Below are 14994 nucleotides of genomic sequence, written 5' to 3'. Positions count from 1 at the left end.
ATTATTTTCAATACTGCATTGAACCGTATTTCAAAGTGGGCTTTGTTGTGGTGTGTCATCAATCTTGAGCAAATTCAATAAATCAGACTTTTCCTGTGGATTCAGTGCCTGTATCTGGTGGAATAATGCATCCATTTTGGTTAATGTCGGTTCAGAGGGCAGGAGTGGTAGGGTTTGGGTCTCACTCTCTGGTTCAGGCTGCACCAAATCCTGATATAAGGCGGAAAGCTGCTGTTGTGATGCCTCCAGCTGAATTGGGTAAATACCGTGCTGATCCAGTTTTAGGCACTGATAATGCAGCGCATGTTCAAGCAACTCATCACGGTTGCCTGTCACAATGATTTGCAGGCGGGGAAATGCCTCATGCAAGCGCTCAAGAATTTCGGCACATGCATTTTGGTCCAACTGCATATCCACGTGGTCAATCAGCAGGATGCCCTCGCCCTCCAGACATGGATTAAAGCTATGTTGATTGAGCAGGCATAATCGGCGGCTAATATCACCCACCAGCGCAATCCAGGTTTTTTCTGATGCAGACAGTTGCTGAAATGGCATCACCCGATCTTCATAACGCACCATCAGTTGCAGCTTGGGAACATACTGAATGTAAAGGTCTTGCAGCTTGGGAAAAACGGTATTCAGGCTGGTTTTCAGGGCATGCAGGTTGGGTGCCGAGAGCTGTTTGGGGTGCTTGACCAGTTCCAGTTGCAATTCTTGTAATATTTCGGACTGATTCTGCTGGTTAAAATCGTTACCCATCAGGCGTCTGACAATATGGGCCGAGTGCGCATTCTCGACATCGCTGATTTCCCGCAACCATTCAAAAAAACGTGCAAAGGTGGTGTAGGGAATGGGTGTTAAATCATAGGCTGAAATGTCCTGCAAGGTGCCTGGCACATTTTTACTCTGTAGATTCACTTCGTGTACAAAACGTTCCGCAGGATAGTAGGCAATCATTGGCAAACCCAGCAAGGGGTCCTGTTGATTCATCTTTTGGTATAGGGTCACCATCTGGTCAAGCTGCTGGCTTTCAACCTGGCTAATTCCCACCCCCTGACTATTAAAGGTTTTGTAGAGTTTCCAGCTACAGCGTTGTGTGTCGGCTGCCTGTGCAGCGCTACTTTCAGTCAAGCCATGATTGAGTTCCTCACTCATGTGTACCTGAATCTGGATTTTGGCCTGTAGCCGAGTCAGCATAATGTCCTGATCCGCAATCACAACACCCGCAGTACGAATATCCTTATAGCGTGCCGAAAACCAGGTCAGAGCCTGATAGATATTTTTTAGAATGGTGGTTTTACCTGTGGACTGGTCACCCAGAATCAGGGTAATCGGATATTGTTCAGGTTGAAACTCAATGTTTAAGTCCCGAAACCTGCCAACATGCTTAAATAGAACCGATTCAAGTTGCATAAGTTCACCTCAGTCACGAGCGCTTTAACCTACGGACTGGCGAAGACTTGAGGGAGCGCTTTGTTTTAGCTTTAATTGTTGTATCAGGTCATAAAGATGATGGATATTTAAACTTACTTTAGCACGCGTACAGGCGACGTAAAGTAGTCTTAATTCCTCATCTGTAATTTTATGTTCCAGTCCGTTAATCTTGAACTGGTAATCATCTTCAATATGCACCCGATTCCATTCCAGCCCCTTGGCCTTATGCGCGGTTGAGATCACATAGTCTGCCTGTTCAATCGGGGTAATTTTCGCCAATGCCTTTTTCAATGGTTCAGTACCATGTTCATCCACCAGCTTGACCAAAGGCTTGATGTCACTGCCATCATTGGTTTCACAATACTCATGCACATCATGCCATGAATTAAACCACGCCAGTTCAGGCACATCGGTAATTCGTTTGCCCTGTTTCAGTAAACTGGCGGCATCGACAAAGCGACTGAGTTTTTGATGGTCGGCTTGCAGGCTGACCTTATCACCATGCAGCAAGCCTGAAAGCAGTAATTCCATTGCACGCGCATTGGTACGACACAAAATTGCATCACGCATTTTGGTATGGGGTTTATTCACCACACTCGATTTAACATTTGGATTGCCCAATAACGGAACAGTTTCGTTTAATGCACCAAGCAGACTATTGGCAACATCAGCAATCGCATCACCAAAACGGAATGAAGTCGTTAAGCGACTTTCATGCAATGGCATTTGCTGCATAGCATTGACCGCGCCACGCCAAGCATAGATTTGCTGATGTGCATCACCGACATAAATCACTTGTGTGCTTTTTTGACGTAGTAAAATACCCAACATGAGTGGATCAGCATCTTGTGCTTCATCAAACAAAACATAATCTGTTGGAATATTAGGTTCTGATAATGCCCAAAGTTTGAGGTAAATATCGTGACCAATCCCTGCCTGATGGTTTTGATCAATTGACTCTAACCAACGGCGTTCAACTGCTGGATATAAGTGCTGTTGTAACGATTCAATATCATCTTGATGCAACCAGCTTGGTGCTTGAATATGGCGAGGGGCAGGGTATTGTGAGCTAGTCGAGCAGAAATAGCTGACCGCATTGGCAACCAAACTCGCCAAGCGGCTTGGCATCAACACATATTTTTCATAACGTCCACCCATTAAACGCCTTAGGGTAATCGGTTCCAGCCGATATTCTTTCGCGATAAAGCTTGGGCTGAGACGGGGCAGGCGTAATTTATCAGTCACGCCACGCGGTACGCTGCGGAAAGCAAGCGAGTGAAAGGTACGGCAGTTCACATTGCCATGAAACTTGTTTTGCGCTTCAGATGCGATGGCCTTGTTAAATGCCAAATACATACCACGCCGTTCGGGCATGGCGTCACTGATCATTTGCAACGTCGTGGTTTTACCTGTGCCAGCATAGGCAATCACTTTAAAGGACTGCCCTAAACGGGCATTGTCTATGGCAACTGCCTGCTCATAGGTGGCTTTGGGTTTTTCGATACTCGACACAGGAATGGGTTACGCCTCTTTGCTGCGGTTGGCTTTTTCAACCAAACCAGAAAGACCTTGGCGACGCGCGAGTTCATCAAGGACTTCTTGTGGATCAAGGTCAAAGTAACCAAGCATGACGATACTGTGGAACCATAAATCTGCAACTTCATAAATCAGATCATGCTTATTTTCTAAAGAGGCATGTGCTGCATAATCTTTGGCTGCAATAATGCTTTCGATGCTTTCTTCGCCGACTTTTTCTAAAATTTTATTGATGCCTTTTTTGTATAGGCTGGCAACATAAGAACTATCTGCTTCAGCTTTTTTGCGTTCTTGCATCAAACGACCTAAGTGACTGAGTACGTCGACTTGTTCAGCCTGACCATGATCGTGTGCTTCGACTTTCGCAGATGCGCCGTAAATTGCAGTCGGATCTTTCAGTTGAGCATCAACAATTTCCCAACCTTGAGGGGTGAGTTTGCGATAGAAGCAAGACTCACGACCTGTATGGCAAGCAATACCACCATGCTGTTCAATTTGCAGAATAATTACATCAGCATCGCAATCCAAACGAATTTCATGCACTGTTTGGAAATGCCCTGATTCTTCGCCTTTGTGCCACAATTTTTGACGTGAACGTGAGTAATACACGACTTGATTTTTTTCAGCCGTCAGTTGTAATGCTTCACGATTCATCCATGCAACCATTAACACTCGACCAGTTTGATGATGTTGTGCAATGGCAGGAACAAGACCATTGGAATCAAATTTAACTTCATCTAACCAGTTTGACATGCGTGAAATCCGTTGTGGGCAAAGCAGCTAGTTTAGCGTTTGTGGCTAGGGTTGGCTATGCTTGTTGGGTAAAAAATGCTTTAGGGGCTGGATTGGATATAAGTACTCATGAGTTTTTTTGTTTTCTATTTCGAGAAAGGGTATTGCAGTGCCTTTCGGTTTTTCACCAAAGCTGATGACCTCAAAATTCAATGCGGAGTGATAAAATTGGCAGGTGGTTTTAATATCAGCAACTGTCAGAACTAAGTGATCTAAATGGCTAATTTTCATAATTCAGCTCTTTTTGAGGTTATTCATATTCAGGCAAAGACTCACTTTTTCTACTGAACGTATTATCGCGTTCAGTATATTGTGCGACTTGTTGATAGCTCATTTGTTCGAACATACCCGTTTTTAAGCCTGAAATGGTCATCGCCATTTCTTTACGGAAATAGGGAATTTGATACATCCACGGAAAAGTAAGATCACGTATGCTACCCGCCCACCAATGATCGGATTGATATAGAGGTGTCAGTAAACGACTGAGGAATTGATAGAACTGGGTCGAAGAACGACGCTGTTGGTGATAGTTTTGCCACAACACTGCCCAGTCAATCTGCTGATTTTTCCTGGCACGCTGCAAGGACTGTGAAAAGGCCCATGCATCCAACAAAGCCATATTGGCCCCTTGCCCGAGTTGAGGGCTCATGGCATGGGCAGCATCACCGATCACCCCAATTCGCGCTTGTCCAAACTGGGACATCACCACATCACGGTATTGGGCTGACAACCACTGAGATTGATTTTGTTGATCAGCCAAAAGCTGTTTCAACCATTCAGCCACATCAGGCCAGCGATCTGAAACCTGCTTTAACCATTGCCGCTTTGCCGATTCATCCTTTAAAAATGATTGCAGTTGTGCGGTGGGCAAACTCCAGAAGATGCTGGAAAGTCGCTGTTGTGGTGCAGAGGGGATTGTACCTGTCGGTAAAATCCCCATCATGATCTTGGAACGATCATAAAATTGATGCAGGATTTCAGAGTCCAATACAGGACATTCAGGCACAATACTCCATGCAGCACCCCATGGATAAGCCTGATCAACCTTAACCCAGTCTTTGGGGCGAAGTTGGCTTCGTGCGCCATTGGCAATCAGGACAGCATCAAAACAGGCATCAAATTTCTGTTGTTGATAAGACCCGATGAGTCGAACCTCATGGGTACTTTCCTGAATCTGATCAACGCCATGTCCCATTTTCCAGTTGATCTGGCTGGAATATTCAGCCAACTTTTGCATCAGCACATGACATAAGGTGGCGCGATGTATGCCTAAACCGTAAAGATGATTTCCAGCCTGATGGTAATGGCTATTGACCAACAGACGCTGATCGGCAAGTTTTCCCTCCAGCCCTGTAACTTTTGCTCCAAGTTTTAAGGCTGCATCAAGTACACCAAGATGTTCAAAGACTGCCAGGCCAGCAGGTTGTAATAATAAGCCTGCACCCACAGGCGCGAGCTCATCCACCTGTTCAAAAATGGTGACCAGATGACCCTGACGGGCCAGTAAAATGGCAGTGGCGAGTCCTGCTGTACCCGCCCCAATAATCGCAAAATGGGGTGTTTTCATTGTTTGTTCTTATGCAGTCGTTATTGGGTTGTTTTTAAAGAGAATGCGACTTAATCCTATACCACTTCCCAACGTTTGATAATAGCTGGCAAATCAATTTCGAGGTGGAAGAACAATAACTAGTTTGACCAATAAAGATTAAAGTCGGGATGCGTTAAGAATTTTACCTATTTAAATCTAAAAGATAACAGTTGGATTCAAGTAAAGTAATCCGAAAATTTCTTTGTACACGACAAAAAAAGATAACTCATTGAAATAATGGCATAATACTTGTTTTCTGACGACGAATATGATGACACATTTCAATGAGTTACATCTCATCTTAAACAAATATCTAAAGTGGAACAAGTCACATGTAAAATGTTTTACACTGATTATGATTGCATTAATTGTAAAACAGACATGTAATCTTTCTTCTGCATCTAAAGCCTTACCCATCAAGTGCTTACCACAATCATTTTATCGACGTATACAACGCTTCTTTGCAGGTCAGTATTTCGATTATCGTCAAATTTCTCAGTTAATTTTCAATATATTTTTATTCGATAAAGTCCAATTAACTTTGGATAGAACCAACTGGAAATGGGGGAAACGAGATATCAATATCTTGATGTTAGCCATCGTCTATCGTGGAATAGCCATACCTATAGTTTGGACATTGCTCAATAAACGGGGAAATTCAGATACAAAAGAGCGTATTGCTTTGATTCAACGCTTTATCTCCATTTTTGGTAAAGACCGTATTGTGAATGTGTTCGCAGACAGAGAATTTATCGGTGAGAAATGGTTTACATGGTTAATTGAAAATGACATTAACTTTTGTATACGTGTTAAAAAAACTTCATTGTGACCAATCACTTAGCCAAGAATCATAAAATTAGTGATTTATTTCGTCATCTTCAAGTTGGTCAAACTGAATGTCGTAAACGACGTATTTGGGTTGGTCGAGTGAAACTGTATATTAGTGCGCTACGATTAGAAGATGGAGAACTTTTACTTGTTGTTTCTCCTATGTTTAATGCTTCTGCTATTCGTGATTATGCATTACGCTGGGAAATCGAAACGTTATTTAGTTGTCTCAAAGGACGTGGATTCAATCTTGAAAATACTCGTTTAACAGACCCTAGACGAGTCAAGAAATTGATAGCAGTGCTAGCTATCGGTTTCTGTTGGTGCTATTTAACAGGTGAATGGCAACATGATCGAAAAAAAGCGATAAAAATAAAGAAGCATGGACGACTTTCAGTAAGTTTATTTCGCTACGGTTTGGACTATGTTCAAATGGCTATTCTACGTTTGATTGGTTTTGGAAAAAAAGAAGAATTTAAGAAAGTGCTAGCAATTTTAAGAAAGAAAAAGCCTGATAGGACAAGGATCCTATGAAATTTGTCGTGTACAGAGCGAAAATTTATAAGATTTTAATTTGTTAAATCAGAAAGGATGCCTTGCTAAAATTCTATGTGCCGCCTAATTACAATGAGTTTGAAAACATCGTTGCAACGTAGGTGGATCGTGGTTGAGTGAATAAATAAAAAGGGCAAATGTCATATACATTCGCCCTTTTCAAAAAGAATGACATGGATGTCGTGATTAGAAGAATCCAGCTGGTTTGGTTGAGTAGCTCACTAAAAGATTCTTGGTTTGTTGATAATGGTCTAACATCATGCGATGGTTTTCACGACCAATGCCTGACTTCTTATAGCCACCGAATGCCGCATGTGCAGGATAAATATGATAGCAGTTGGTCCATACACGGCCTGCTTCCACCGCACGGCCCGCACGATATGAGGTATGTGCGGAACGAGCCCATACGCCCGCACCCAGGCCATAGATGGTGTCGTTTGCGATTTTAATGGCTTCATCAAAGTCTTTAAATGTCGTTACTGAAAGCACAGGACCAAAAATTTCCTCCTGGAAAATTTGCATGCTGTTATGACCTTTAAACACCGTTGGTTCGATATAGAAACCTTCACCAACCTCTTGTCTGGCGCTACCACCTGTAAGAAGTTCAGCACCTTCTTCACGACCTGTACTGATGCAGCGTAAAATTTTCTCTTGCTGTTCTAGAGAAGCTTGAGCACCAATCATGGTTTCAGTATCTAAAGGATGGCCAACCTTGATTCGCTTGACACGCTCAATGGCTTTTTCTAGAAATGCGTCTGCGATGCTTTCCTGAACCAAGGCACGAGAGGGACAAGTACAAATCTCGCCTTGATTGAGTGCGAACATTGCAAAGCCTTCAAGTGCTTTATCAAGAAAATCATCTTCTTTATCCATAATATCTTCAAAGAAAATATTCGGAGATTTACCACCCAGTTCGAGTGTCACTGGAATAATGTTTTCTGTCGCATATTGCATAATCAACTGTCCAACCTGGGTTGAACCTGTAAATGCAATTTTAGCGATACGTGGATTGGTTGCCAGTGGCCGACCCACTTCAGCACCATAGCCATTCACAACGTTTAACACACCAGCAGGTAGAATATCTTGGATTAACTCTAAAACGAGTAGAATGCTTGCAGGTGTTTGTTCTGCTGGTTTTAATACGACACAGTTTCCTGCCGCAAGCGCAGGAGCAAGTTTCCATGCCGCCATCAAAATTGGGAAATTCCACGGAATGATCTGACCCACGACACCCAATGGTTCATGGAAGTGATAGGCAATGGTGTCGTCATCAATTTCTGAAATGCCGCCTTCCTGTGCACGGATACAACCTGCAAAATAACGGAAATGATCAATTGCCAGTGGAATGTCAGCTGCCAATGTTTCACGAACTGGCTTGCCATTATCCCAAGTTTCCGCAACCGCAAGCATTTCAAGGTTTGCTTCCATGCGATCAGCAATTTTGAGCAAGATATTTGAACGCACTGTTGGAGAACTTTTATTCCATTCAGCCTTTGCTTTATGGGCTGCATCAAGTGCAAGTTCAATGTCTTCAACCGAGGAACGCGGTATTTTTGTAAATACTTTGCCATCGACAGGTGAAACGTTGTCGAAGTATTCTCCTCTTACAGGAGCTACCCATTGGCCACCAATAAAGTTTTCATACTGTGCTTTAAACTGGACTTTGGAATCTGGTTGATTCGGATCGATGTAACGCATATATATATTCCTTTGCTTATAATTGATCTTAAGCGTCTACAGCTTTGGTATAAGGTACTTTTGTACGCTATTTGACTAGCATATAAGGGTGAAGGTTGGAGAAAGGTTGGAAAGCATGCTCAAGTGTGAGGGATACACAAATGTTTACAAAACAAGAGCTGATACGGCAAAGACAGTCTATTGATCAGTTAAAGCATCAAAATAGCCTGTCTCCCCAAAGCGCTGAGAAGTTAGAGCAGAGTATTGCGAGTTCTTGGCAGCGATCAGTGCTGTCTTCAATTCCAAAGGAGCGTTTGGCAGCACCTTTGCTCAACCACAATAAAAAACATAAAACCAGTCTGGATAAGGCCTTAAATGCCTGTTCCAGTGAACTGGGCCATATTGCCGCACAATCCTCGATGGTGATCGCTGTCGGTGATGTGGGAAGTACCATTATATGGACTGCTTCAAGTGCACAAATGCAAAGTGCCGCTGAAAAGGTACATTTCATTGCAGGTGGGCAGTGGGCAGAGGAGGTGGTTGGAACCAATGCTTTGGCCCTGTCATTAAAAACCCAACAATCCAGCTGTGTATTTTCCAATGAACACTATATGGAGTCCATCCATGACTGGGTTTGTTATGCAGCCCCAATTATCGACCCTTATTCCAAACAGGTACTGGGTGTGGTCGATTTATCAACCACCTGGAAAAAACACAATAGTCTAGGGGTTCTGGCAGCAGAGCGTTGTGCCTCCATCATTCAAACCGCACTTATTGATCAGCAAAGGCAACATTTGTATATTCGGGCTTTTTCAACCCCGCAAATCTTCTTTAATGGTAAATCGTTGGTTCTTACACCACGTCAAATTGAAATTTTAGCAATTTTGGTGCTGTGTCCAAATGGTTTAAATCTAGAAAAATTACACCAGGCCCTATATGGTGAGCGTAAGGTCAGCATTGGCACATTGAAAGCTGAAATGTCACAACTCAGGGATATTCTGGGAGGGATGCTGGGTTCAAGGCCCTATCGTTTATTGGCGGATGTGGAGGCTGATTTTCTTTTGGCGGAACAGGCGCTTGATTCTGGTTATGTAGCTTCTGCGCTACAGTTATACAAGGGGGTGTTTTTGGCCAAGACAGAAAGCCCTTTTTTATGTGCATGGCGGGATTGCCTGGAATCGCGTTTAAGTGACGCGATTTTTAAGACCACAGAAACGGATCTTTTACTGAAGCATGTTGCTCATTTCCCAGAGGCAATAGATGCGGTTGAACGCCTGATGGAGTTATTGCCCTCAGAGCATTCGGCGCATTTATCACTGCATAAGTTTAGAGATGTGTACTAGAGCTTGCGTGTGGCATTTCATAAAAAGCTGCTGTTGACGTGCAAAGTGAGGCCATATTTTATTTTTGGTTTAATGATTAAAGAAATCAAATGTATATCAGGATATTAGTTCAGTGCTTATGAACTGAGATCAAGAATTTATAATAAAAAAAGTGGGAATATCACCAGTTGGCTATTCCCACAAAAAAGTAAGCTGGTTCTCGGAGGCTTTGACTTACTTTTAACAGAAAGGTCAGAGTGCTGCCTTGAAGATCTCCACAACCTGGGCGTGAGTCGCCTTACGCGGATTGGTCAGCATGCATGCATCCTTTTGGGCATTTTCAGCCATGATTGCAAGATCCTCAGTTTTTACGCCAAGTTCATTCAGGCCAGATGGGATTCCAATTGAGGATGATAATTCCCGAATGGCATCAATGGCCGCGAATGCAGCTTCAGTTTCAGTAAAGCCGTCAGTATTTACACCCATCAATTCTGCAATTTTTGCATAACGATCCTGACAGGCAATTAAGTTGAATTCACAGACATGAGGTAGCAGTACCGCATTGCATACACCATGCGGCAGGTTATAGAACCCACCTAATTGATGCGCCATCGCATGGACATAACCAAGAGATGCGTTGTTAAACGCCATACCCGCCAAATACTGTGCATAACTCATCGCGTCACGTGCCTCAATATTTTCGCCATTGGCGACAGCGGGGCGTAACCACTGGCTAATCATGGTAATGGCCTTTTCTGCACATGCATCGGTAATTGGATTTGCTGCTGTGGAAACATAGGCTTCTACCGCATGCGTTAAAGCGTCCATGCCAGTTGCGGCGGTCAAGCCAGCAGGTTTGGCCACCATGAGTTTAGGATCGTCAATTGCAATCAGTGGGGTACAGCGCCAATCGACGATTGCCATTTTTACATGGGTGTCGGTGTTGGTAATGATACAGAAACGGGTCATTTCAGATGCTGTTCCCGCCGTTGTATTGATTGCAATCAACGGTGTCATGGGAACAGTGCTTTTATCAATGCCTTCATAATCACGGATATGTCCACCGCCAGCTGTTACCAGGCCGATTCCTTTGGCGCAGTCATGGGAGGAACCACCGCCTAAAGAAACGATGAAATCGCAGCCATTGTCATTATAGGCCTGTACGCCATGATGTACATTGATATCTGTTGGATTGGGTTCTGCCCCAGCAAAGATATGACTGTCTACGCCAGCATCTTTTAAATATTCTGCAATGGTATTGGCTACACCAAATTTAAATAAGCCTTCGTCCGTTACAATCAAGGCTTTTTTAGCGCCGAGATTTTGAGCTTTCGTTCCAATTTCTTTGGCACAGCCAGGGCCAAAAAGTGACACGCAAGGGATGTAAAAACCGTTTGTTTGATCTGCAATATTCTTAAAAGCCATGGAGTGATTCCTTCTTCCATAATCCATTGTTTGTTATTCAGTGATCTCATCACTGTAGGTCTAGTATGGGAGGGTTAAATTTTTTTCCCACCTACCAAAAACCTACCAATAAATAAATGGGGTAGCATTGGAAACAGGAGAAGTGGTTCTGATATCCAACACAACAGGGGGGAGGGTTTTCTTGGAAATAGTTTAAAACCACAGTTGATGGCATAATATTTTAATTAAATCAAATTCTTAATTTGGTTTTTACGAGCTGGATGGAAGAGTTAAAATGAGGCGTTCAGCAGGAAATGGTTTTACTCAATTGAAAGGGTTTGGAATATTAATCATTTATACGAAGATTTAAAACGGAAGTATATAAGTCCTTTCACTTGAATCTTTATATTTATTAACTGGCCGTGATGAGGAGCCAGTCGCACCCCATCATACTTGAAGCTAAAAAGTCCCTTGTTTATAGGCGGGTGTGGCTTATTTCATAATACGCCACAGCGCCAACAAGCTACTCAATACAATTAAGACAATTGAGACAAACCACGGCGTAATAATGGCAATGGTCAGCAAAATCAGCATGGTGCTGCCAAACATCCAGCTACGACGTTGCTGCTGCTGCATTTGCAAACGCATCTGCTGAATTTCTTTCAGCTGTTTATCATGCCAGGCTGACTGGTTTTTCAAGCCATTGAGGCTGTCAATCAACAGGCTAGGCAAGTCCTGTGCGCCCAATAATAAATCAGGAATTTGCTGACCAATTTCCTTGAAATTTTTCACTGGATTCATATTGGCCTTGACCCATTCAGTGAGAATCGGTTTTGCCAGTTTCCAGATGTCCAGTTGTGGGTAAAGGTCAGTGCCCAGACCTTCAACATGGACCAGCGTTTTTAAAAGCAACATGAGTTGTGGTGGAATTTCCAGATGGAAACGCCGTGCAATATCCATCACCTGAATCAGGATGCCTGCAAAATCCAGTTGATCCATCGGCTTGGACACCATAGGGCCAACGGTACGACGCATTTCACGTGCCAGTGCATCCTGATCGGTTCCTGGTGGAATCCAGCCAGCCTGATGCACAATCTGAATCAACTGCATAAAGTTGCTATTCATCACCGCCAGCAGCATCCGAGCAACCGTCATCTGGTCAGACTTGGACAGCTCACCCATAATGGCACAGTCCAGTGCAATAAAGCGTGGATTGCTTGGGTTAATGGTTTCAACAAAGACATTGCCAGGGTGCATGTCCGCATGGAAAAAGTTGTCTCGAAATACCTGGGTAAAGAAGATGGTTAAACCTTTTTCAGCCAGGTCTGCACGATCCATACCCAAACGATCAAAGGTCGCGATATCTGAAATAGGCACACCCGTGATGCGTTCAGCCACCATCACGTCTTTACTGTCCATATAGACTTCAGGTACATACATCATGCTGGAGCCTGTAAAGTAATGACGCATTCGGCGAGTATTGTCCGCTTCTAGACTCAGGTCAAGCTCATTTAAAATGATCTGACGGTAGTCCTGAATAATCTCGGACAGGTGCAGGGCACGGGCAGCTTCCAGACGGTTTTCCAGCCAATTCCCCAGCCATGCCAGAATTTCAAAGTCCCGAAGAATCTGGTTGTGAATATCAGGACGGGTGACTTTCACCACCACCTCACGGCCATCATGCAATGCGGCGGTATGCACTTGCGCAATCGAGGCGGCGGCAAGTGGCTGTTCATCAAAACGGGCAAACAATGTGCCAACATCGGCCTTGAGAGATTCCTGAATCCGCTGTTTGGCCAACTGGGTGTCATAGGGCTTTACACGGTCTTGTAACAGCACCAGTTGCGATAAGAGTTCTGGTGGAATCAGGTCGCGACGGGTAGAGAGGAGTTGACCCAGCTTAATTGCCAAAGGCCCCATCTCTTCCAGTGCTTCCTTGAGTTTAAGCGGATTCTTTTTTTCACGGCGTGACCAAGCCGCAGGATGCATTTTAATCACACCCAAGGCATGTTGGGCTTTTACAGGTAATTCTTCCGCAGGAAATAAAGTGTCAAGGCGATAATGTGCTGCAATACGCCAGAGTTCGAGTAACCGTCTAACATGCGGAATCATATAAAATCTTACCTAGTTTTGTGTGGGGTTCAATAATTCCTCCCCTTTTTGAGGGGAGGTTAGGAGGGGTTTCAATTGGGCCTGTAATTGCTGAAATCTGGCTTCCAGACGGTCTACTTCCTGATTGAGCTGGCGGGTCTCCCGATTCAGGTCATCCATTTGCCAGCGTGGGGCAAATAAGCCGCTATCTTCTTTTAGGGCATCTTCAACAAAGAACAGATGGCTTTGCAATGAGCGTTTGAGCTGCTTCGGTGCAAGCTGAATCTTACCCAGTTCATGCGCCAGCTGAGGACCAATCCACGGAGAGAGATGTGCGGCAAGGTCAGGTTCTGCCTGCTGTATGATACGCTGGATATCCTGCAATAAATGATAGTCACCTTGCAGTGGAATATTGCCAATCTGGTCCATATCACTGAGCAGGAGTTTGACTAATTCGACCACATTGGCGACATGCAGGGTGGCTGTGGCATCTGTAATTTTATTTTGGACATCGTAGGGACGCTGTTCAAATATTGATGGGGTTGGACTGTGTCCAGTCACGGTAGGTTCCAGACGAACTTTATTTTCATCAAAAAAAACATCAACTGAGAGTTGTGGGCTATCAATCACAATACGTAATAATTGCCCTTGCAGTTGATTGAGTTGAATACGTGTTATCGCATCCAAATCAATCACATGATGAATGATACGTTCGACTGCACCGAGTGCTAAAATCGACCACATATCTTAAGCCTTAAAGTTTGAATCCGCGGTGAACTGCAACAATACCACCAGTGAGGTTATGGTAGTCACAGCTTTGGAAGCCTGCATTTTCCATCATACCTTTGAGGGTACGTTGGTCTGGATGCATACGAATAGATTCTGCAAGATATTTATAACTTTCAGAATCATTTGCAACCAGTTTACCCATGATTGGCAGGGCCGTGAATGAGTAAAGATCGTAGAGCTTTGAAAATGGCTCAAACACAGGTTTGGAAAATTCGAGGATCAGTAAGCGGCCACCTGGCTTAAGTACACGGTACATGGCTGCAAGTGCTGCATCCTTATCGGTCACGTTACGTAAACCAAAACTGATGGTGACGAGGTCAAAACTATTGTCTGCAAATGGCTCTAGCGTTTCTGCATTGGCAAGCACAAAATCAACGTTAGTACAGCCTGCATCAAGCAGACGATCACGACCTACATTTAACATAGATTCGTTAATATCTGACAGTACGACATGACCTTGTGGACCGACTTCACGGCTAAATACTTTTGCTAAGTCACCTGTACCACCAGCAATATCCAGTACATGCTGTCCACGACGCACGCCTGACATGTTAATGGCAAAACGTTTCCAAATACGATGGATACCGAATGACATCAGGTCATTCATGATGTCGTATTTGCTGGCGACGGAATGGAACACTTCCGCCACTTTCTGTGCTTTTTCATCGCTGCTGACAGTTTGATAGCCAAAATGGGTGGTTGCGCCAACATTACCTGTATTGGCACCACGCGGCAGGTTGTATTTCGGTACGGAACCTGTTGGTGCTGAGGTCAAATCCTGTTGTAAAGATTGCTGTTGACCTTGTGGCGCTCCCTGCGGAAGCGGTGTGCTGAGGAAAGGACTGACTTTGTCTGAACCTGGGTTTTGCTCAACTTCTGGGGTGGGCTGTTGGTTTTCGTTAGACATTGTTTTCTCCTAAACTTTCGCTCTAGCGGCACGAATCAGCATGCATCATGACAGATTTTGTATTTTTTTAC

General features: G+C 44.0%; 11 protein-coding genes and 1 pseudogene. 2 read left to right on the top strand and 10 right to left on the bottom strand.

Annotation, left to right across the window (positions count from 1 at the left end):
* Nucleotides 1–30: 30 nt before the first annotated feature.
* The 5 genes and pseudogenes from F967_RS12520 to F967_RS12500 form a co-directional block, all read right to left on the bottom strand.
* A complete protein-coding gene (locus F967_RS12520; RefSeq protein ID WP_004800267.1) occupies nucleotides 31–1413 on the bottom strand; it encodes an AAA family ATPase in 1383 nt (460 codons plus the stop codon).
* A 24-nt stretch (nucleotides 1414–1437) separates the two neighbouring features.
* On the bottom strand, nucleotides 1438–2946 hold the full coding sequence (locus F967_RS12515; RefSeq protein ID WP_004674426.1) for a UvrD-helicase domain-containing protein: 1509 nt from the start codon (nucleotides 2944–2946) through the stop codon (nucleotides 1438–1440).
* Nucleotides 2947–2955: 9 nt separating this feature from the next.
* Nucleotides 2956–3723, bottom strand: coding sequence for a bifunctional phosphoribosyl-AMP cyclohydrolase/phosphoribosyl-ATP diphosphatase HisIE (gene hisIE, locus F967_RS12510; protein ID WP_004800264.1), 768 nt, complete (start codon nucleotides 3721–3723; stop codon nucleotides 2956–2958).
* Between the two features lie 140 nt (nucleotides 3724–3863).
* A pseudogene (locus F967_RS14580) lies at nucleotides 3864–3993 on the bottom strand (VOC family protein); the annotation flags it as partial.
* A 19-nt stretch (nucleotides 3994–4012) separates the two neighbouring features.
* The gene (locus F967_RS12500) at nucleotides 4013–5329 is read right to left on the bottom strand and encodes an FAD-dependent oxidoreductase (RefSeq protein ID WP_004800261.1); all 1317 of its coding nucleotides are present in this window, start codon (nucleotides 5327–5329) and stop codon (nucleotides 4013–4015) included.
* Between the two features lie 292 nt (nucleotides 5330–5621).
* Here F967_RS12500 and F967_RS14240 point away from each other — a divergent pair.
* Nucleotides 5622–6712, top strand: a protein-coding gene (locus F967_RS14240) for an IS4-like element ISAba33 family transposase (protein WP_155756416.1) whose coding sequence is annotated in 2 segments (ribosomal slippage) — nucleotides 5622–6162 and nucleotides 6162–6712 — 1092 coding nt in all. Because the reading frame shifts where the segments join, the coding sequence is not laid out codon by codon here.
* Between the two features lie 207 nt (nucleotides 6713–6919).
* Here F967_RS14240 and F967_RS12485 read toward each other — a convergent pair.
* A complete protein-coding gene (locus tag F967_RS12485) occupies nucleotides 6920–8431 on the bottom strand; it encodes an acetaldehyde dehydrogenase ExaC (RefSeq protein WP_004800258.1) in 1512 nt (503 codons plus the stop codon).
* A gap of 140 nt (nucleotides 8432–8571) precedes the next feature.
* On the opposite strand from F967_RS12485, the gene F967_RS12480 reads away from it, so the two are divergent.
* On the top strand, nucleotides 8572–9753 hold the full coding sequence (locus F967_RS12480; protein ID WP_004800255.1) for a helix-turn-helix domain-containing protein: 1182 nt from the start codon (nucleotides 8572–8574) through the stop codon (nucleotides 9751–9753).
* Nucleotides 9754–9984: 231 nt separating this feature from the next.
* Here the strand turns inward: F967_RS12480 and mdh are convergent, their stop codons facing one another.
* The 4 genes from mdh to ubiE form a co-directional block, all read right to left on the bottom strand.
* Entirely contained in the window at nucleotides 9985–11157 is a 1173-nt protein-coding gene (gene mdh / locus F967_RS12475) for an iron-dependent methanol dehydrogenase (RefSeq protein ID WP_004674434.1), read from the bottom strand.
* A gap of 471 nt (nucleotides 11158–11628) precedes the next feature.
* Nucleotides 11629–13248, bottom strand: a complete 1620-nt coding sequence (locus tag F967_RS12470; RefSeq protein ID WP_004800253.1) for an ABC1 kinase family protein — start codon at nucleotides 13246–13248, stop codon at nucleotides 11629–11631.
* 12 nt (nucleotides 13249–13260) lie between these two features.
* Nucleotides 13261–13971, bottom strand: coding sequence for a ubiquinone biosynthesis accessory factor UbiJ (locus F967_RS12465; protein ID WP_004800251.1), 711 nt, complete (start codon nucleotides 13969–13971; stop codon nucleotides 13261–13263).
* A gap of 10 nt (nucleotides 13972–13981) precedes the next feature.
* The gene (ubiE, locus tag F967_RS12460; RefSeq protein ID WP_004800249.1) at nucleotides 13982–14923 is read right to left on the bottom strand and encodes a bifunctional demethylmenaquinone methyltransferase/2-methoxy-6-polyprenyl-1,4-benzoquinol methylase UbiE; all 942 of its coding nucleotides are present in this window, start codon (nucleotides 14921–14923) and stop codon (nucleotides 13982–13984) included.
* Between the last annotated feature and the right edge of the window lie 71 nt (nucleotides 14924–14994).

This window comes from Acinetobacter sp. CIP 102637 (assembly GCF_000368425.1).
GTDB lineage: Bacteria > Pseudomonadota > Gammaproteobacteria > Pseudomonadales > Moraxellaceae > Acinetobacter > Acinetobacter parvus.
The sequence above is the reverse complement of the archived record's forward strand: the minus strand, read 5'-3'. Positions and strand labels throughout refer to the sequence as shown.

Excerpts from the sequence above, each read along its gene's own strand:
- F967_RS12520 (WP_004800267.1), bottom strand. The coding sequence starts at position 1,413 with ATGCAACTTGAATCGGTTCTATTTAAGCATGTTGGCAGGTTTCGGGAC.
- hisIE (WP_004800264.1), bottom strand. The coding sequence starts at position 3,723 with ATGTCAAACTGGTTAGATGAAGTTAAATTTGATTCCAATGGTCTTGTT.
- F967_RS12500 (WP_004800261.1), bottom strand. The coding sequence starts at position 5,329 with ATGAAAACACCCCATTTTGCGATTATTGGGGCGGGTACAGCAGGACTC.
- F967_RS12485 (WP_004800258.1), bottom strand. The coding sequence starts at position 8,431 with ATGCGTTACATCGATCCGAATCAACCAGATTCCAAAGTCCAGTTTAAA.
- F967_RS12480 (WP_004800255.1), top strand. The coding sequence starts at position 8,572 with ATGTTTACAAAACAAGAGCTGATACGGCAAAGACAGTCTATTGATCAG.
- mdh (WP_004674434.1), bottom strand. The coding sequence starts at position 11,157 with ATGGCTTTTAAGAATATTGCAGATCAAACAAACGGTTTTTACATCCCT.
- F967_RS12470 (WP_004800253.1), bottom strand. The coding sequence starts at position 13,248 with ATGATTCCGCATGTTAGACGGTTACTCGAACTCTGGCGTATTGCAGCA.
- F967_RS12465 (WP_004800251.1), bottom strand. The coding sequence starts at position 13,971 with ATGTGGTCGATTTTAGCACTCGGTGCAGTCGAACGTATCATTCATCAT.
- ubiE (WP_004800249.1), bottom strand. The coding sequence starts at position 14,923 with ATGTCTAACGAAAACCAACAGCCCACCCCAGAAGTTGAGCAAAACCCA.